Source organism: Mesorhizobium sp. M1142, assembly GCF_040318565.1.
Lineage (GTDB): Bacteria > Pseudomonadota > Alphaproteobacteria > Rhizobiales > Rhizobiaceae > Mesorhizobium.
The window spans coordinates 77002-94835 of record NZ_JAMYMK010000007.1 but is presented as its reverse complement, the minus strand read 5'-3'; the positions used below and the strand labels follow the sequence as shown (position 1 = coordinate 94835).

General features: G+C 60.7%; 17 protein-coding genes, 1 tRNA gene and 3 pseudogenes. 14 read left to right on the top strand and 7 right to left on the bottom strand.

The features are described from left to right. Positions 1-189: 189 nt before the first annotated feature. The 4 genes from NKH42_RS13815 (at position 190) to NKH42_RS13800 (ending at position 3101) form a co-directional block, all read left to right on the top strand. Positions 190-1122: a lysylphosphatidylglycerol synthase domain-containing protein gene (locus NKH42_RS13815; RefSeq protein ID WP_352506572.1), complete on the top strand. Its 933-nt coding sequence runs from the start codon at positions 190-192 to the stop codon at positions 1120-1122. A 119-nt stretch (positions 1123-1241) separates the two neighbouring features. Continuing rightward, positions 1242-1315, top strand: a tRNA-Gln gene (locus NKH42_RS13810). A 193-nt stretch (positions 1316-1508) separates the two neighbouring features. Next, positions 1509-1946, top strand: a complete 438-nt coding sequence (locus NKH42_RS13805) for a hypothetical protein (RefSeq protein ID WP_352751638.1) — start codon at positions 1509-1511, stop codon at positions 1944-1946. Positions 1947-2402: 456 nt separating this feature from the next. Then, complete coding sequence (locus NKH42_RS13800) at positions 2403-3101, top strand: NYN domain-containing protein (RefSeq protein ID WP_352506542.1); 699 nt, start codon at positions 2403-2405, stop codon at positions 3099-3101. Between the two features lie 301 nt (positions 3102-3402). Here NKH42_RS13800 and NKH42_RS13795 read toward each other — a convergent pair whose 3' ends face one another. The 5 genes and pseudogenes from NKH42_RS13795 to NKH42_RS13770 all read right to left on the bottom strand — a co-directional run bounded on the left by NKH42_RS13795 (position 3403) and on the right by NKH42_RS13770 (position 7688). Beyond that, complete coding sequence (locus NKH42_RS13795; protein ID WP_352506543.1) at positions 3403-3882, bottom strand: YybH family protein; 480 nt, start codon at positions 3880-3882, stop codon at positions 3403-3405. A gap of 363 nt (positions 3883-4245) precedes the next feature. Further along, positions 4246-4677 carry a YybH family protein gene (locus NKH42_RS13790; RefSeq protein ID WP_023674442.1) on the bottom strand — a complete coding sequence of 144 codons (432 nt, stop codon included), beginning with the start codon at positions 4675-4677 and terminating at the stop codon, positions 4246-4248. A 472-nt stretch (positions 4678-5149) separates the two neighbouring features. Then, a complete protein-coding gene (locus NKH42_RS13785; RefSeq protein ID WP_352751643.1) occupies positions 5150-6184 on the bottom strand; it encodes a hypothetical protein in 1035 nt (344 codons plus the stop codon). Positions 6185-6221: 37 nt separating this feature from the next. After that, positions 6222-6881: an acyl-homoserine-lactone synthase gene (locus tag NKH42_RS13780; protein WP_352689416.1), complete on the bottom strand. Its 660-nt coding sequence runs from the start codon at positions 6879-6881 to the stop codon at positions 6222-6224. Between the two features lie 83 nt (positions 6882-6964). Beyond that, positions 6965-7688 (bottom strand): annotated as a pseudogene (locus NKH42_RS13770) (LuxR family transcriptional regulator). 152 nt (positions 7689-7840) lie between these two features. On the opposite strand from NKH42_RS13770, the pseudogene NKH42_RS13765 reads away from it, so the two are divergent. Further along, positions 7841-8095, top strand: a pseudogene (locus tag NKH42_RS13765) (isochorismatase family protein); the annotation flags it as partial. A gap of 23 nt (positions 8096-8118) precedes the next feature. Beyond that, positions 8119-8454: pseudogene (locus NKH42_RS13760) on the top strand (N-formylglutamate amidohydrolase); the annotation flags it as partial. 201 nt (positions 8455-8655) lie between these two features. Here NKH42_RS13760 and NKH42_RS13755 read toward each other — a convergent pair. Further along, entirely contained in the window at positions 8656-9390 is a 735-nt protein-coding gene (locus NKH42_RS13755; protein ID WP_352506547.1) for a hypothetical protein, read from the bottom strand. Positions 9391-9582: 192 nt separating this feature from the next. Here NKH42_RS13755 and NKH42_RS13750 point away from each other — a divergent pair, with 192 nt between their 5' ends. From NKH42_RS13750 to NKH42_RS13720, 7 genes are read left to right on the top strand one after another with little or no spacing between them, the layout of a single operon-like run. Further along, entirely contained in the window at positions 9583-10215 is a 633-nt protein-coding gene (locus tag NKH42_RS13750; RefSeq protein WP_352506548.1) for a DUF4129 domain-containing protein, read from the top strand. Beyond that, a complete protein-coding gene (locus tag NKH42_RS13745) occupies positions 10212-11411 on the top strand; it encodes a DUF4350 domain-containing protein (RefSeq protein WP_352506549.1) in 1200 nt (399 codons plus the stop codon). The genes NKH42_RS13750 and NKH42_RS13745 overlap by 4 nt, the downstream gene beginning before the upstream one ends. Beyond that, entirely contained in the window at positions 11398-12354 is a 957-nt protein-coding gene (locus NKH42_RS13740) for an AAA family ATPase (RefSeq protein ID WP_352506550.1), read from the top strand. The genes NKH42_RS13745 and NKH42_RS13740 overlap by 14 nt, the downstream gene beginning before the upstream one ends. Beyond that, positions 12351-13658 carry a DUF58 domain-containing protein gene (locus tag NKH42_RS13735; protein WP_352974203.1) on the top strand — a complete coding sequence of 436 codons (1308 nt, stop codon included), beginning with the start codon at positions 12351-12353 and terminating at the stop codon, positions 13656-13658. Before NKH42_RS13740 ends, NKH42_RS13735 begins: the two co-directional genes overlap by 4 nt. Next, on the top strand, positions 13655-14686 hold the full coding sequence (locus NKH42_RS13730; RefSeq protein WP_352506552.1) for a stage II sporulation protein M: 1032 nt from the start codon (positions 13655-13657) through the stop codon (positions 14684-14686). The genes NKH42_RS13735 and NKH42_RS13730 overlap by 4 nt, the downstream gene beginning before the upstream one ends. Continuing rightward, positions 14673-15539 carry an RDD family protein gene (locus NKH42_RS13725; RefSeq protein WP_352506553.1) on the top strand — a complete coding sequence of 289 codons (867 nt, stop codon included), beginning with the start codon at positions 14673-14675 and terminating at the stop codon, positions 15537-15539. The genes NKH42_RS13730 and NKH42_RS13725 overlap by 14 nt, the downstream gene beginning before the upstream one ends. Before the next feature lie 17 nt (positions 15540-15556). Continuing rightward, a complete protein-coding gene (locus tag NKH42_RS13720) occupies positions 15557-15907 on the top strand; it encodes a hypothetical protein (RefSeq protein WP_352506554.1) in 351 nt (116 codons plus the stop codon). Positions 15908-15947: 40 nt separating this feature from the next. Here the strand turns inward: NKH42_RS13720 and NKH42_RS13715 are convergent, their stop codons facing one another. After that, complete coding sequence (locus tag NKH42_RS13715; RefSeq protein WP_352506555.1) at positions 15948-16634, bottom strand: D-lyxose/D-mannose family sugar isomerase; 687 nt, start codon at positions 16632-16634, stop codon at positions 15948-15950. Positions 16635-16775: 141 nt separating this feature from the next. Here NKH42_RS13715 and NKH42_RS13710 point away from each other — a divergent pair, with 141 nt between their 5' ends. After that, positions 16776-17834 carry a D-TA family PLP-dependent enzyme gene (locus NKH42_RS13710; protein ID WP_352506556.1) on the top strand — a complete coding sequence of 353 codons (1059 nt, stop codon included), beginning with the start codon at positions 16776-16778 and terminating at the stop codon, positions 17832-17834.

The window sequence follows — 17834 nt, the reverse complement described above, 5'->3', positions numbered from 1 at the left end:
AGAGTGCAAGGGCCGAATTTTGCCGACGGCGTTGTCTCGCCCTGCCCTCGGCCCGATGATGACGAGCGTTCCCGGTTGAATAGCCGGCTTCAATGAGGCATTTCTGAAATGAACCATTCGGGACCGCCGGCGGTTTTCCTGCTGCGAACCGGAAAACGGGTACGGGCTGCAACGCATGATCGTCAGGTAATGAACTGGAGCCGCTATTTCTGGCCCGTCATCGGGATCGCCGCGGTGGTGTTCTCGCTGTGGCTGTTGCTGCACGAATTGCGCGGCATCTCGCTCGACGATGTCTGGGACGGCATCGTCGCCATCCCGGCGCGCGGCTGGGTGCTCGCGGCGCTGAGCTCGGTCGTCGCCTATGCCTCGCTCGCCGGCTACGACCACATCGCGCTTCTGCACATCGGCAAAAAAGTGTCGTGGCTCTTCGTCACCTTCTGCTCGTTCACCACCTACGCGCTGTCGCACAATATCGGCGGATCGGTGTTTTCCGGCGCGGTGATCCGTTACCGCGCCTACGGCACCAAGGGCCTGACCGGCCAGGATGTCGGCGTTCTGGTGGCGATCTGCTGGATCACCTTCGTGCTGTCGACACTGTTCGTCTCAAGCATCGTCCTGCTGCTCGAGCCTGAGGTGATCGACCGGTTTTCCGGCACGCCGCATCACCGGCTGGCGCAGGCGGCCGGCCTTGCCATGCTGCTGGTGGTGGCGGCCTATGTCTTCGGCAGCTGGCTGCATCTGAGACCACTCAGGATCGGCAGCTTCCAGTTGCACTACCCGGCGCTGCCGATTGTGGCGCGGCAATTGCTGGTCGGCCCGATCGAGCTGCTGGCGGCGGCGGCGATCATCTTCTTCGCCCTGCCCGCCACCGGCAATCCCGGCTATTTCGTCGTGCTCGGCGTCTTCCTGGTGTCGTTCTCGATCGCGCAGATCTCGCATGCGCCGGGCGGGCTCGGCGTGTTCGAGGTGGTGTTCCTTGCGGGCTTGTCACATATGGACCAGGTCGGCGTACTGGCGGCGCTCCTGGTGTTCCGGCTGTTCTACCTGATCATCCCGCTGCTGATCGCGCTCGGCGTGGTGCTGTATTTCGAGCACTCGCAATACAGCCGCAGCGAGAATTGAAGGCGCGGGAAGACGACGATTGAACCCAGACACAGGGTTGACTCTTTTCCGGCGGCGGCTACAAGGGCCGCGCGGCGACATCGTCGCCCTGCCGCGCGGTTTTCAACAGCCGCGCCTGCTGGGGAATAGGTTAACGGTAGACCCACGGACTCTGACTCCGTTAGTCCTGGTTCGAATCCAGGTTCCCCAGCCAGTCTTCTTTTATTAAATAAAAATAGCTGCTTAGCAGAAGTTCGGAAATCGCAACCGGACCAGTTTTCCGGCGCATAACCGGATCATTAGCTACTCTTCCCTCGCGCGATGCTGGATGCATGGTTTTGATGCACGCCTGCATTGCACCTTAGCGCTGCTTGAACCAAATTAGCGAAGGCAGGGAGGCGACTACAATGAATGCCGGAAGACTAGATGAAATTTGGAACCAGCAGGCAATTCCAGTCATCTTGCGTAGGGATGGCTGGCACGAAAAACTGAGGGTAAGGTTGCCAAAGGCCGGTGACAACCGGAAGTGGATCAACAGCCTTGGGAAGTCTTACGCCGTGTGGATGCACGGCGGATCGTATTGGGAATTGCCAAAGTCATGGTTCAACAACTTCGTTAATCAAGCACTCGTGCGCTACAAAAGCCTCTACGCGATCCAGCCCTACCGCGAACAAGAAAAATGCGCGCCGGCCTGCATGAATGCTACCGGCCATGAGTGCGAATGCTCATGCATGGGGGTCAACCATGGCGCGGGCAACGATGGAAGTTGGTTCGAAGTGTCGGACACGTTCGCCACGCGGTGGCATGAGCGCGAGCTTGCTTGTCGGTTGATGATAGCCAAATAGACAAGGGAAGAGGGCGAGATGCGTGTTTTGATAATCTGGGTCATGGGCATCGTTTCACTATCGATCATTGGTTCGCTCATCGGATTCGCGCTCACCAAGGAGCATGCGGGCAGTAACGCTGGCGCGATTGCGGGGGCCTGCGCATTCACATGTTTGCGCTTGTGGTTTAGCCCGCCTTCTCAAAAATCCAACTGAGACACTACCGGATCGGGGTGCCTCAGTTTGAATTTCAGCCCACGACCTATTGCGGACAGAAGGCGGCACTCCTACCACGTGCGCGATAGGTCGAATTTGGCAACTCATAGGGGATGAAGGTGCGATGATCTTTGGAGGGGGCCATGCACCAAGGAGCGAGAATACCTTTTTGTCGACGGTGGTTGCCTGCGAGCAAGCGTCAGGAAGATTTGTCAGGATTTATTTGGGGATGCGATCGCCTATCAACCGTATGTCCCAGCGATGGCAAGTGGGGCATACGACAAGATCTTCTTTTACGATGCTGTTCCGGGCAAGGCGCATGGAGAAGCCCAGGGCGCGTATGAAGCTCGTGTGCAGCCAGACTACGATCGCCTTGCGAAAATTCAGGCGCTGGATCGTGTCCACCTTGCACTTGGGCAAATCGTAGGGGCTGATAAGCGACAAAAAGGCGTCGATGTTAGACTAGCAGTTGATATGATGACCCACGCTTTCCGAGGCAACATATCGAAGGCAACACTGTTTGCGGCCGATTCCGATTTTGTTCCTCTCATCAAGTCCCTGGTCAGCGAGGGATTACATGTAACTCTCTGGCATCCCCCGCAGGCGAACGCTGAATTGAAGGGCGCGGCAGATAGCACGCGCCTATTCGATTTCAAGGCTAGCCACGATTGCATGACCGTTGATGGTCAGCAGTCGGCATTCCGATTTGGGGCATCTGGCGGTGGTTCGATGGTGCCTGCGAACGATGCATTGGATAACATTGTGACCGTGGGTGAACATGCGTACGCCGGTCGTTGGCAAGGTGGCACTCTGAGAGTTTGGCGCAGCGGTCCCGGAATAGGTTGGTCCTACGTGGATTTTTTGGCACCTGGCGCCAGCTTGGCGAGAGCGCTAACCGCGTTCGATTTGATATATCCTTGGGGTATTGCGGCCACAGGTGAGGACTGGATCGAAGTCTAGCCGCCTGTCTCCTTACCTACCACAGCCAAAAGTTGCTGGTGCACCTTGCCCGCGTTCCCGGTCTGTCGCATCCCCCGGCACCGTACGGGCGAGCCAAAGTGTTTTCACGTCCGAGGTGTTCCACAAGAACTGCTCATCGAGCATTGCCGCGTCGCCGATGTCGCGGTTTTCGATGCACCCGTGGGCCGAGAGCATCGCCGAGCAAATCGGCAAAGCCGTGAGAGACCGGAAAACGAGGCACGCGGCGAAAAGAAATTAGTGCACCGCCACCGTAATTCCTAAAACCTCTCCGCCAACCCTTCTACTCCCCGACAATGGACGTCGGCGGGCGTGCCGAGGTTATCGGATCGGCATGACGAAGGACGATCCTCCACGCGCCTTCCTCGCGCCGGAATATGGTGGTGACTCGAAGCGCAATCGGCACCAGTTTGTTGCCACCACCGACCTTGGATTGGAACCGCTCGACCTCGATGATGTATCCCAAGTCGGCAGTCGCATACTCCGAGATGCGCTCAAAGCCGATGGCCTTGCCGTGCCGGTAATTGGTGGCGGCCCGTTCCATGGTCTCAGCGGCCTTTCTCCATCCCTTCGCCGGCGGGCCAAAGGGATTGGCAATAGTGACGTCGTCCTGTCGCGAGTAGAGATTTTTCAAGGGCTCAGGATCGCCCTTTACGAAGGCATCCAGAGCCAGATGATCCTGCTCGATAAATTTCGTCAGGTCGGAGGCTAACATCTTAACATCGCCACATGACTGAAAAGAGAACTCTATCACGCGCTTCATCCGCCCTTCGCCTTGCCGTAGGCGTTCGCGCTGGTATCCGGAGTATAGATCAGAATTACGGTGAGTGCACTTTTTACCATGCCGCCGCCGCCGCATGGTGCACCTTGCCGGCGTTTCCGGTCTGCCGCACCCCCAGCACCGTACCGGCGAACCAAAGTGTTTTCACGTCCGAAGACTATGTGTTCCACAAGAACTGCTCATCGAATATTGCCGCGTCGCCGATGTCGCGGTTTTCGATGCACCCGTGGGCCGAGAGCATCGCCGGGCAAATCGGCAAAGCCGTGAGAACCCGGAACGAGGCGCGCGGCGAAAAGAAAATAGCGGACTGTCACCGTAATTCCTAAAACCTCTCCGGCAACCCTTCTACTCCCCGACAATGGACGTCGGCGGGCGTGCCGAGGTTATCGGATCGGCATGACGAAGGACGATCCTCCACGCGCCTTCCTCGCGCCGGAATATGGTGGTGACTCGAAGCGCAATCGGCACCAGTTTGTTGCCACCACCGACCTTGGATTGGAACCGCTCGACCTCGATGATGTATCCTAAGTCGGCTGTCGCATACTCCGAGATGCGCTCAAATCCGATGGCCTTGCCGTGCCGGTAATTGGTGGCGGCCCGTTCCATGGTCTCAGCGGCCTTTCTCCATCCCTTCGCCGGCGGGCCAAAGGGATTGGCAATAATGACGTCGTCCTGTCGCGAGTAGAGGTTTTTCAAGGGCTCAGGATCGCCCTTTACGAAGGCATCCAGAGCCAGATGATCCTGCTCGATGAATTTCGTTAGGTCGGAGGCTAACATCTTAACATCGCCACATGACTAAAAAGAGAACTCTATCAAGCGCTTCATCCGCCTTGCCGTAGGCGTTCGGGCTGGTGTCCGGAGTATAGATCAGAATTACGGTGAGTGCACTTTTTACCATGTCGCCTCCGCCGCATGGTGCACCTTGCCCGCGTTCCCGGTCCGCCGCATCCCCCAGCACCGTCCGGGCGAGCCAAAGTGTTTTCACGTCCGAAGACTATGTGTTCCACAAGAACTGCTCATCGAGTATTGCCGCGTCGCCGATGTCGCCGTTTTCGATGCACCCGTGGGCCGAGCATCGCCGGGCAAATCGGCAAAGCCGTGAAACCGGGAAAACGAGGCAGGCAGCGGAAAGAAAATAGTGCACTGTCACCGGAATGCGGATGAAGGGGATTGCAACGGAGGGTTCAGAGCCATCCGAAAAAGGCAGTGCTTGGCTAGGCTTACTGCAATAGCACCGCTCACTAAATTTTTACTGAGACATCAACGTTATTGGAGCACATGGTTTTTCATCTGCAACATGACCTCTACCGCTGACATAAGTGTAGCTTGTACAAATATTCTCTGAACTAATTTGACCAACACACCCAAATGTCGCCCAACCACCAGGCGCATAATGATTTGTCGCCTTCGGGCACTTATACAACTGTATCTTTGACAAGCTTGTTGTAAATCCTTCTAGTGACTGAATTCGGATTTCAGTTCTAACTACTGCTTCACCGATTCTCACCGTTTCCTGCATCAGTTTTTCCGACTCACTAAATTTCAGATCGCTGACGCTTGGCAGTGTGATGAAGGGAGTTGAGCCACCAGAGGTCTGTAACGCTATTCGTACACCTTCGTCGCCCGCTTTCTCGCAAGCTATAGCGGTCCCGGCAGTTTCAACATTTATGGGGTTCGACGGAGGGTCACCAGGCTCATAAACTATTCCACCAATATTGCATTTAACTGAATTTTTTGCTCTTCCGACAACCGAAATACCGGTAATTTGCCTATTCAAAGAACCCGTATTTGCTGTCACACGTAGCGTTCCTGCAAAATCTTGTCCATCCTTAGATACAGTGTATTCAATATATAACGCATTTTCAGAAGACTGGCGCACGCATTCGAGCCAAGACTTAACAGCAATGCTCGCTACAACTGACTCATAGTCCCCAGAAAATGCCGATTTTAGATCAGATGCTGTAGACTTGCAGAACGTAGTCTCTGATATGTTCCAACGACCAGTTGACGACTGTTTTGCGTCCAAGGCATCAATTGAAAGTAGCTTGTATCCCAAGCTAAAACCACTATTTCTTGCTGTAGACTGCGCCTCTCCCACATTGCTGTATTCTCTGCTACACAAATCATCTCTTGTAGAAAACGCAAGCGTGGAATTTATGTTTGACGAAATTTTATCGTAGGCTTTTTCTGTCAAGGCCACGCTGCAATATGACGGGTTTTGCGCGTGAGCATAAGGCGTAACCATAAGGAAAACACTACTCAGAAACGTTGCGCGATTTAACATGCTGATGCTCCTTTTGAGGAACTCAAGAATACCCTGCTCATGAAGCTGCCTGCCACAGGCTTCTTTTGTGATCGATAAACGGCACCTGCCTCCCACGCCGAACCAGCAACGAACGCCCAATCCCCAAGATCTTCCGCACACTCGCGAGTGCCGCCTCGTTCACATCGATATACGCGACGATGTACCACTCGCCGTTTTCTTCCCTGGCCATGCCCAACGGCTCGGCCCGCCATTTGAGCGCGCCATGGTGTGGCATGAAGTAGGTTTCCTGGATGCCGCCGACGGCGCCGAGGCCCTCGTCGAGAGCGTATTCCATCACCGCGCAGCACAGTTGTGTGAGCGTGCCGCGCAGCCCTGCGATGCGCTTGTCGGGAACGACGAATGTGCGCGTCCATTCGGCCCAATCGGGACGCCTCGGGACGCCCGATTTTTCGCACATGTGAGAAAAAACCTCCGAGACCATATGCGGCTCGCTCGTTGGGATCAATCGAGCCGAAGTCACCACGCGACCATCTTCGATACCCAGCAGGTAAGTCGCCGCGTCGGTATCGAATTGGTCTAGCTCGCGACCGTCCGGGCTCGGAGGGCGCCAATGTTTCTGGTGCACGAAGAAATCGTGCCGGCGGCGCAGAAACTCGTCGAATTCGTTTTCATAGAGATGCTTGTTATGCGCATTGACTACGTGGGCCGTTATCATGGCGCGATCCCCCGATCGTTCTCAAAGGGATACTCGCAGTCGCGCTAATATACGTCACCTGTCCGATGGGACAGTTGACGCGCTTAGGGATGGATCAGGCGCCGGCGCACCGCTTCGACGACCGCCTGCGTGGTCGTTGCGACGCCAAAAGCCTCGCGAGCCCGTGTCGAGTGCCATTTGACCGTGCGCTCGGTCAGGCCAAGGATCTGCGAGGTTTCCGACGAGGTCTTGCCGGCCGCGGCCCACAAGAGCACTTCTTTTTCGCGGTCGGTCAGCACGCCCTCATGGTCGTCATCGTCATTGGCCAAGGCCTGGATCGACATGCCCGCGTAGACCGCCATCGTCAACCAGTTGCACTTGATGGCGCGGCGACAGGGTGCAGGCCTTCGCGGAAGAGGCAAACGACAGCACGGATTGCCAATGGTGAACGCTGAGCATCGGTACGGCGAAGCCGCTACAGATGCCGAACTCCGTCGCCTCGCCGGCGACGCGTCGCGAGCCCTCCGTATCCGACCACTTTGCCGGGACTTCGGACCACAGGAACGGCTTCAAAGTCTTTGCCGAGTAGATGCAAACACCATCAACCGCCGCATGCTCGGCCTCGACATAGCGCTCGAACCAGCCGGCCGGCCAGCCATTCAGTTCAACCATCGGTGCAAGCTTCTGGCCACCGAGCGGCACACCGCTCAGGATCAGGTGCTCGAAGCCGAGATTTCGCACGGTTTCGAGCAGGTCGCCTAGCAGCGGCCCGGTAGCTGTGTGCTTCCTGCAGCGTTCGACAAAGTCGAACACGTCTGAATCGATCATGACAGAGACCCCCGTCTCCACGCCCAAACACAAAGTTTAACTCAAATTAGCGACTTCGAATACTCCCAATAAGTGTGTCCGCCACGCAGGACGCGTGGACCAAAATCAGCTAAATCAGCCGGATTGTAGTCAGCAACACAGGACCCCCAAGCATGACGCCATCACTGCCAAAACGAAACGAGCCGTTCCGGGCCGGCGAAACCGCGCTGCTGCTGGTCGACATGCAGCGCGTCTGGCTGGAACCCGGGGCCGATCCGGCGCATCCGGAGCGCGGTCCCGACCACTATTTCTACCGGCAGACGGCGTCGCAAACGATCCCCAACCAGGAGCGCCTGCTGGCGGCGGCGCGGACCAACGGCGTCGAGGTGGTCCACACCATCATCCAAAGCCTGACCGAGGACGGCCGCTTGATTCCAGCGGCAGCATTCCGGTGCAATCGGAGGACACGGACATCCCCGGCAATGTCGGCCTCGATCCGGAGGAACGAAGCCGGCGTGCCGAAATCATGTTCGCGCCGTTTCATGACCGCGTGGCCGCCCATCTCGACAACCGGGCAAAGCAGGGCAGAGCGACGCGGATCGCGACGATTCATTCCTTCACCCGGGTCTTCCTCGGTGTTGGCAGGCCCTGGCACGCCGGCGTCCTTTACGACCAGGCAATCGAGTTCGGCCAGGCAGTGCTTGCCGGCCTGAACATCGACGGTGCGCTCAATGTCGCGGCAAACGACCCCTACGTGATCAGCCGCGACGGCGACTACGCCATACCGGTCCATGGCGACGATCGCGGCATTCCCGCCGTCCTGATCGAGATCAGGCAGGACCTGCTGGCGGGCCGCTCCGGCATCGAGGAATGGGCGAAGCGGCTGGCCACAGCGTTACCGGCGCAGACAAGGCTTTGTGAACAAGCTCGGCTGCTCGAGCGCAACGCGAGAGCCGAGCCGTCGGTGAAAAGCCGGAGCGAACGATCGCTACGAGAAGATTTGCGACAGTTCTTCGACGCTGGTGCCTTCCTTGACCTGACGCAGCTCGACATAGCTGACCGCCGTGGCCACCGACAGCACCATCGACAGTACGGTCGACACCAAGGCTGCCAACACATCTGCAATGATCCCGCCAAACATGACGATGACTGCCAGCATTACCCACTGGATGACCATCGCGATGACCATCAGGATCAAGAACAGGCCAAATAGCGGCCAGCGGTTGCCCTTGGTCAGCACACGGCTGCGCGACATCGAACCGAACACGCCAAGCCGCTCCTGAATCAGAACCGGCACTGCCACGCACCATCCGAGCCACAAGATGATGCCGGGAACCAGCAAGGCTATCGACGCCAGGCCCGCACCCAGGCCGACGAGCAGGCCAATACCAAGGGTCGGCAGTAAATTGCGGATGGCTATCTGAATGCAGTCGCCAAACGTCGGCCGCTTGCCGTTCAAGTCCTCGATCGTCGCCCGCACCAGCGCCGACTGGAGCAGCAGCGCGAAAACGAACGATAGCAATCCCGTAATAACCGTAATCCATGAATTCTGAAACACCATAGAGGGATCGGCCGCGGCGCCGGGGTCGCCATGCAGAACCGCATCTATTTGCGGTTGGCTCCACAGCCGAAGAATAATCGCCGGCAAGCCTGAAAACAGGAGCGCGAGCCCAACGCACAAGCCGATGTTGCGGCCGATCACGGCGAAGCTGTTATTGAACACCCTGCCGATCTCGAATTTCTCAGGCCGTTCCAGTGTCGTTGAAGCCATGATTTCCCCCCGTGTTTCGCCGTAACAGTATCACGGCGCCCTAACAGTAATTCTGCCAAGATTGACGGTCGCCGTCCAGCCCACTTGCAATTCTTGTGCTGCATTGTCAGTGTCGGCTGGGAACCACAGGTTGCAGGGGAGCGGGTGGCGTTGGCACAGCCAGGCACAGCGGAAGCCGAACGGCTGACCAATCTGCACAAGCAGCTGATCGCCGATGAGTCGATCCAGTTCGACCTGCCGGCATATGTGCCGCCGAAGCCGCCCGAGTGGCTGAAACCGCTGCAGGATTTTTTGTCGTGGCTCGGTCCCTACATGATCTATCTGTTCTGGGGGGCGGTGATATCGAGCGTCGCAATCATCCTGCTTTTGGTCTTCCTCGAGGTGAAAGGCATCGCCTGGCGGCTGCCGTGGCAGCGCGCGCGGCCCGAAGTCGAAGACGAAGAAGCCTGGCGCCCAGACGCGGGCGCCGCGCAGATCCTGTTGTTGCAAGCGGATGCGTTGGCCGCACGCGGCGACTATGACGAGGCGGTTCACCTTTTGCTTCGGCGCAGCGTCGCCGATATTGCCGGCCGGCTGCCGGACTTCCTGCGCCCGTCGCTCACCGCGCGCGACATCGCCAATGCCCCTTCCCTGCCGGGAAGGGCACGCCATGCGTTTACCGAGATCGCCCGCATCGTCGAGGCGGCGCTGTTCGCGCGCCGGCCGGTTGGCGCGGAAGGCTGGCGGCAAGCACGCGGCGCTTATGAACGTTTCGCGTTCCGGGATGCCTGGACGTGAGCGCACCGGCGGTCGAGGCGCAGGAGCCGTTCAATCGAAAGACACTGTTTTGGGGGATTTTCGCCAGCCTGCTTGCGGCGGCCGGTTTCTTCCTGCTGTCCACCTATGCTCCCGATTTCCGGCAACCCCGCAATGGCGGCGCCACGCCGCTGTCGAAGAGCGGCGTCGGCTACGCCGGTCTGGTGGAATGGCTGCGGCTCACCGGTGAAGCGCCCTTGATGGCGCGGACCGAAGATGATCTTGCCAGAGATATACTGCTGATCGTCACCATCTCGCCCGACAGCGACCAGGAGGCGCTCGACCGCATCCTCAATCTTCGCCAGGACCAGAACACGCTCTTCGTGCTGCCCAAATGGCAGATCCTGCCGCTGCAGGGGCATGAAGGCTGGAACATGAAATTCGGGCGATTGCCCGGTTCGGTGGTGAACGAATGGCTTGGCCGCATCGCCGATGCGAAGATCGGTGCCGGCCAGAGCACGGCAAAGCAACTCGACATCGAAGGCAACATGGTTGCCGCACCCGAAGAATTGCAGTGGGTGGCCGACAAGTACCCTCTCATCGCAGCCGGCAATGACAAGGCCGTGCTTACCGAACTAGACGACAAGCCGTTCTATATCCTGACTGACCCCGACCTAATCAACAACGCCGCCCTCAAGGATCCCGAAAAGGCAGCAGCCGCGCTCGGGCTGATTGCCTTGCTCCAGCCCGACGACGGTCCGGTGATGTTCGATCTGACGCTGCACGGCGCGGGGCGGAAGTATGATCTGGCCAAGCTTCTGGTCGAGCCGCCGTTCCTGGCCCTGACACTGACGATCCTGATCGCGGCGGCCCTGGCGTTCCTGCATGGCCTTGGCCGGTTCGGCCCGGCGCGCGCCGACCAGCGTGCGATTGCCTTCGGCAAGCGTGCGCTGGTCGATACCACGGCGATGCTCATGCGGCGTGCCGGCCGGCTGGACGAGCTGGGAGGCCGCTATGCGGCCTTGATGCGGGTGCGCGCCGGCGCGCTGCTCGGGGCACCGCACGGACTGCAAGGCAAAGCGCTCGACCGCTGGCTCGACTCTCGCGATAAGGGGCAAGCTGGCGGCTTTGCGACGCGTTCGCAAGCCGCCGGCGAGGCGAAGAACCTGACGCAGATGCAACAGGCAGCAGAGCGGCTGCACGACTGGACGGCAAGGAGGCTCGGTGAACGTCGATGATGTGAAGGCCCTGGCGACACGGATCAGGGAAGAAGTTGCCAAGGCGATTACCGGGCAGCACGATACAGTCGACCTGATGCTGACCGCCTTGTTTGCGGGCGGGCATATCCTGCTCGAAGGTCCTCCCGGCACGGCCAAGACCATGACCGCACGCTGCTTCGCCCAGGCGCTTGGGATCGCCTACGGGCGGATCCAGTTCACGCCGGACCTGATGCCCGGCGATATCGTCGGGTCGAACATCTACAACTTCCAGACCGGGCAGTTCACGCTGACGCGCGGCCCGATCTTCTGCGATCTCCTGCTTGCCGACGAAATCAACCGCACGCCGCCCAAGACGCAGGCCGCACTGCTCGAGGCGATGCAGGAACATGCGGTCACCTTCGACGGCACCACGCATTCGCTCGGCCGCAACTTCATGGTCGTCGCGACCCAGAATCCAATCGAGCACCAGGGTGTCTATCCGCTGCCGGAGGCGCAGCTCGACCGCTTCCTGTTCAAGCACCGCGTCAGCTATCCCGGCCCCGAAGAAGAACGGGCCATCATCGTCCATCACGGCGGCGGCTCCGCCTCGCACGAGATCGCGCAATACGGCATCAAGGCGCAGACAGACCGCGAGACGCTGCAGGAGGCCCTTGAAGTCGTCGGCTCCGTCACCCTTGTCGACGATGTTGTCGGCTACATAGCGGCGCTGGTTCGGGCTACGCGCGAAAATGCCGATCTGGAAGTCGGAGCCAGCCCGCGCGCCGGCGCCATGCTGGCGCGGGCGGCGCGTGCCCGGGCGGCGCTGGACGGACGCGCCTATGTGATCCCCGACGACGTCAAGGCGCTGGCGGTGCCGGCACTGCGCCATCGCGTCATCCTTTCGCCTGCCGCCCAGATCGACGGCCGCCTGGTCGAGCAGATCGTCTCCGACCTGGTCGACCAGACGGAAGCACCACGTTGATCTATCCCAGCGGCCGAGCGGTGTGGGCAACTGCTGCCGGCGCGGTGCCGGCCTTCCTGGTCGCGCTGGCATTGCCGTCCTTCTGGTATCTGGGATTGCTGTGGAGTTGCCTGCTGCTTGCCTTCCTGGCGGTGGATGCCGCGGCGGGACGCGGACGGGCATCGCTGAATGCCAGCATCGATGCGCCGCAGCAGGTCGGTGTCGGTGGGGAATTCGGCGTGCAAATCACCGCTCGTCACTCGGGGCCGCGCGCCGCCGAGGCTCGCGTCGGCCACGATGCGCGTCTGGCGCCGGTGAGCGGCAGCGGCGGGGCCTTGCAGCCGACCGCCAGAGGCGGGTCGCTCAACCTCCGCTTCCAGGCGCTGCGGCGCGGCGTCGCCAGCTTCGACCGTCTCTGGGTGCGCTGGCGCGGGCCGTTTGGGCTGGTCTGGAACCAGGTCGTCCTGCCGGTGGAAAGCAAGATTGCGGTGCTGCCCGACGTCAGCAGCGCTCGCGGCGAGGCGATCACGCTGCTGCAACATGCGGCGCTTGCCGAAGGCCATGCGCAGCGCCGCGCCGGTCAAGGCCGCGAGTTCGACGCGCTCAAGGATTACCAGCCGGGCATGGGCCGGCGGATGATCGACTGGAAGCGCAGCGCCCGCCACGGCAAGCTGTTGGCGCGCGAGTTCCGCATCGAGGAGAACAACAACATCGTGCTGGCCATCGATAGCGGACGCCTGATGTGCGAGCCGGTCGACGGTATGCCTAAGGTGGACCGGGCTGTGACGGCCGCCTTGCTGTCGGCGTTCATCGCGCTGAAGGGCGGCGATATGGTCAGCCTGGTCGGCTTCGATGCAAGGCCGCGCGTTTCGAGCGGCGCGGTACGCGGCCCCGCCAACTTTGCGATGATCCAGAAACGAGCGGCGGAGATCGACTATTCCAGCGAGGAGACCAATTTCGCGCTGGCGCTGACGACGCTCGCGGCGCGGCTCGACCGCCGCTCGCTCGTCATCATCTTCACCGATTTCGTCGATCCGATCAGCGCGGAATTGATGCTGCGCACCGTGGGCCGGCTCACCGAACGGCATCTCGTGCTGTTCATGCTGATGAAGGACACCGAACTGGAGGGCCTGGCCGATATGCCGCCACGCTCCGGCGAGGACGTTGCCCGCGCGGTCGTCGCCGGAGGGCTTTTGCGCGAAAGGCAGGTCGTCATCGGCCGGCTGCGCCTGCTCGGGGCGCATGTGATTGAAGCCGACCACAATCGGCTGGGTCCCGCGCTGGTCGAGCGCTATCTGCAGTTCAAGCAGGAGGACTTGCTGTGACGGCGCCAGTCGTCGACAATGCTGCACGTGGCGACGCGGTACGCCAGTCGCTGGCCAGCTTCCGCCGCGAGCGCGAGGCCGACTGGAAGGCATTCGAGGCGCTGCTGGCGCGTGTCGAGAAGCGTGCGCCGCGGACGCTTTCCGAAGAGGAGCTGCTGTCGCTGCCCCTGCTCTATCGATCGGCGTTGTCTTCCCTGTCAGTGGCGCGCGCAACCTCGCTCGACAATGCGCTGGTCGGCTATCTCGAAGCGCTGTCGCTGCGCGGTTATTTCTATCTCTACGGCGCGCGTCGCGGGCTGCGGCAGCGCCTCGCCGATTTCTTCCTGCACGACTGGCCCGAGGCCATTCGCGACCTGTGGCGCGAGACATTGGCGTCGGTCGCGCTGATGGTGATCGGCATTGGTGCAGGCGCCTGGCTGGTGGCATCCGACAAGAGCTGGTTCGACGCGATCATCCCACCCGGACTGGCAGGAGGCCGCGGCCCCGACACGTCGGCCGAACTGCTGCGCAACATGCTTTATGATGGCGACAATGGCTTTCTCTCAGGCTTTGCCGCCTATCTGTTCACGCACAACGTCCAGGTCTCAATCCTGGCCTTCGCCCTTGGCTTCGCCTTCGCGGTGCCGACAGTGCTGCTGATGCTGTTCAACGGCTGCATGATCGGGGCGTTGTTCCAAGTCTACTGGTCCAAGGGACTTGGCATGGAGCTCGGCGGTTGGCTGGCCATCCACGGCACCACCGAATTGTTCGCGATCGCTTTGGCCGGCGCGGCCGGCATGCGCATCGGCACCAGCATCGCCTTTCCCGGCGAATTGACACGCATGGCGGCAGCGGCTCGTGCCGGACGCATTGCCGCGAACGCCATGGTCGGGGTCTCGGTCATGCTGCTGTTTGCCGGGCTGCTCGAGGGAATTGGCAGGCAGACCATCACCAGCGACGTCACGCGCTACGCCATTGGCGGTGGCATGCTGGCGCTGTGGCTCGGCTATTTCTACCTGTTCCGGGCGGTGCGGCATGGCGCTCGGTAGGCGCGCCGCCTTCGCGGCCGTACGGCCGCTGATCACGCCCGAAGGCGTCGATCTCCGGATTAGGCTCGCCGACGCCGGCACGCGGGCCTCCGCCTTCCTTCTCGACGTCGTGTTCATCGCCGTGGCTGCAATCGTGATCACGATCGTCGCGCTGTTCGGAGTGGGAGGCCTTGGCAGCGAGGGGTTTCAGCCGCTCTTCGTCGTCTGGATCATCCTGATCTTCTTTCTGCGCAACGCCTACTTCATCGCCTTCGAAGCAGGCCGGCGCGCGTCTACGCCCGGCAAGCGGATCGTCGGCATCCGGGTCGCGTCGCGCAGTGGCGACGGCCTGTCGATCGACCAGGTCATTGCCCGCAACCTGATGCGCGAGATCGAGGTGTTCCTGCCGCTGTCGATCATCGCCGGACGCAGCGGGACCGACCTCGCCGACACGCTGACGACGGTGTTCGGACTGGTGTGGACGCTGCTGTTTGCCTTGTTCCCGCTGTTCAATCGAGACCGCATGCGGATTGGCGACCTGTTGGCAGGGACCTGGGTGGTCGAGGCGCCGAAGCGCGCCTTGCTTGAAGACCTGTCGGCACGACAGGATCCGGCGGCCGGCGCGTTCCGGTTCAGCCACACCCAGCTCGATGCCTACGGGATTGCCGAACTCCACAAGCTGGAGGAGGTGCTGCGCCGCGACGACTATTTCGCCCTGCGGACGGTGGCCGAAACGATCGGACGCAAGATCGGCGCGGCACCACAAGCCCATGACGCACGCGCATTCCTGACGGCGTATTATGGGGAGTTGCGGGCGCATCTCGAACGCAAGCTCCTGCTGGGCAACCGCAGGGCCGACAAGCATCAGCGTTAGACCGGAGGAGGGACGAGATGCAGGTCAAAATTAGCGCGATTGAGGAATCCAGGATAGATCGCGCAATTCAGGCGGCGGTCTCTGGGTCCTGGGAAGAATTCAGCAGCCTCACCGACACTCCCTTTCCAAACGACGAATCGATGCGAGAGCAATTCGACGATTCCTCCCCCAGACTTCAGCAAGTGGGCGGAAATTGGAAACGAGAAACGGGCGTTGAGATCCTGGATGACGGAGTGCGTTTAATAATAGTGAGAATAGAAGCGCCGCCCACGGTGGATATCGTTTTTTCACTGCATAGCACGAGCGAATTCAGTGACAGCACAATCGGTTTTCGGACATTTTTGCAGCAGCTGAATTGGGACTCCTAGCTATCGGTTTCGGCATTTCCGACCAGCGCCACCTCCTGCCCTAGCCCACCCACTTCTCGTAATCGGACACCAAGAGGTGCAGCGGTGCTGTGTCCTCGTCGATGTCCGCGAAGCGGCCGATCGGCTCGCGAAAAACGTTGTCGGTGAGATCGTCATTGACGGTCGAGACCTCGCCGATCAGCACGTCCTTGCCCTCGGCCCAGAAGGCGTGCCAGACGCCCGGCAGCAGCGTCACGCTCTGGCCTGGGTCGAGCTTCAGCAATCCACCCGCAGGCAGTCTGTAGATGGTTCCGTCGACAGGCACCGATACTTCGGCCTTCGGATCGATGCCGCCATCGCGGTCATGCATGAACAGCTCCAGCACCAGCTTGCCGCCGCCACGGTTGATGATGTCCTCGGCCTTGATATTGTGGCGGTGCATCGGCGACAGCTGATCCTTGCGCGAGATCATGATCTTTTCGGCATAGAGCATGCCCATGCCCTTCTTCATGTCCTCGTAGCGGCCGTTGCGTACGGTGAACAGGAACAGGCCGAGCTCGTCGAACTTGCCCTGGCCGTAATCGGTGATGTCCCAGCCAAGCCGCGACGAGAAGATGGCCGACGAATCCTGCCGGTGCGCCTTCATCTCTTCCGGCGACCAGTAGGCGAAGGGCGGCATGATGTAGCCGAACGAACGGATGAAGGCGTCGGCGTCGCGGATGATGTCGTTGATGGCGGAGCGTTTCATGATCATGATCCCTTCTTCAGGCGGCACCTACAGCGCATAACCGAACACCGATCCGGTGTCGACGTAAACCGCATTCTGGCCTCATGACATCGGCGACGATCAGGGCCATAAGTCCCGACAAATTCCCAAAGGTGACATTCCATGCGCAGCATAGACGACCTCGATACGCCGGCGATCCTGATCGACGCCCGCCGCGCAGAAGCCAACATCGCCCGGGCGCAGGCCCATGCCGACCGGCACGGGCTGAAGCTCCGGCCGCACATCAAGACCCACAAGCTGCCCTACTGGGCGAAAAAGCAGGTCGCGGCCGGGGCCATCGGCATCACCTGCCAGAAGATCGGCGAGGCCGAAATCATGGCCGATGCCGGACTGACCGACATCTTTCTGCCCTACAATATCCTCGGGCGGGCCAAGCTGGAACGCCTCAAGGCGCTGCACGGCCGCGTAACCCTGTCGGTGACAACGGACAGTATGGACACGCTGATGGGACTTGCCGCCACCTTTACCGATCCCGGCCACCGCCTGCCGGTGCTGGTCGAATGCGACACCGGCATGGGCCGCTGCGGTGTGCAGTCGGCCGGCGAGGCAGTCGCGCTGGCGAGCGAGATCGACAAGGTCCGGGGGCTCGTCTTCAGCGGCCTGATGACCTACCCGGGGGCGGGCCGCGCCGCCGAAACCGAGGCGTGGCTCGCCGATGCGCAGCAAGCACTTGCCGCAGCCGGCCTTGCTTGCGAGCGCATCTCCAGCGGCGGCACACCCGATATGTGGCGTTCCGGCGAGCATAGCGTCGTTACCGAATACCGGCCCGGCACCTACATCTATCTCGACCGCTACCAGGTCGCCAAAGGCGTCGGCAGCCTCGACGATTGCGCACTGACGGTGCTGTCGACGGTGGTCAGCCACCCAACGCCGACACGCGCCATCCTCGACGCCGGCAGCAAGGCGCTCTCCAGCGATACGCTGGGGCTCGCCGATTTCGGCGAGCTGCTGGGCATTTCAGGCGCAAGGGTGACCAGCCTCAGCGAAGAGCACGGCAACGTCACGCTGTCAGGCGGCGCCAAGCTTCGCATCGGCGAGCGCGTGCGCGTCGTACCCGACCATTGCTGCGTCGTCACCAACCTGTTCGACGAGGTGCATCTGATCGAAGGGGACAAGGTGATCAAGACGCTGCCGGTGGCAGCACGCGGGCGTATGGCTTGA

Bases quoted from the DNA above. Each gene is read 5' to 3' on its own strand.
- NKH42_RS13815 (WP_352506572.1), top strand. From the start codon at position 190: ATGAACTGGAGCCGCTATTTCTGGCCCGTCATCGGGATCGCCGCGGTG.
- NKH42_RS13805 (WP_352751638.1), top strand. From the start codon at position 1,509: ATGAATGCCGGAAGACTAGATGAAATTTGGAACCAGCAGGCAATTCCA.
- NKH42_RS13800 (WP_352506542.1), top strand. From the start codon at position 2,403: ATGGCAAGTGGGGCATACGACAAGATCTTCTTTTACGATGCTGTTCCG.
- NKH42_RS13795 (WP_352506543.1), bottom strand. From the start codon at position 3,882: ATGAAGCGCGTGATAGAGTTCTCTTTTCAGTCATGTGGCGATGTTAAG.
- NKH42_RS13790 (WP_023674442.1), bottom strand. From the start codon at position 4,677: ATGTTAGCCTCCGACCTAACGAAATTCATCGAGCAGGATCATCTGGCT.
- NKH42_RS13785 (WP_352751643.1), bottom strand. From the start codon at position 6,184: ATGTTAAATCGCGCAACGTTTCTGAGTAGTGTTTTCCTTATGGTTACG.
- NKH42_RS13780 (WP_352689416.1), bottom strand. From the start codon at position 6,881: ATGATAACGGCCCACGTAGTCAATGCGCATAACAAGCATCTCTATGAA.
- NKH42_RS13725 (WP_352506553.1), top strand. From the start codon at position 14,673: ATGGCGCTCGGTAGGCGCGCCGCCTTCGCGGCCGTACGGCCGCTGATC.
- NKH42_RS13720 (WP_352506554.1), top strand. From the start codon at position 15,557: ATGCAGGTCAAAATTAGCGCGATTGAGGAATCCAGGATAGATCGCGCA.
- NKH42_RS13715 (WP_352506555.1), bottom strand. From the start codon at position 16,634: ATGAAACGCTCCGCCATCAACGACATCATCCGCGACGCCGACGCCTTC.
- NKH42_RS13710 (WP_352506556.1), top strand. From the start codon at position 16,776: ATGCGCAGCATAGACGACCTCGATACGCCGGCGATCCTGATCGACGCC.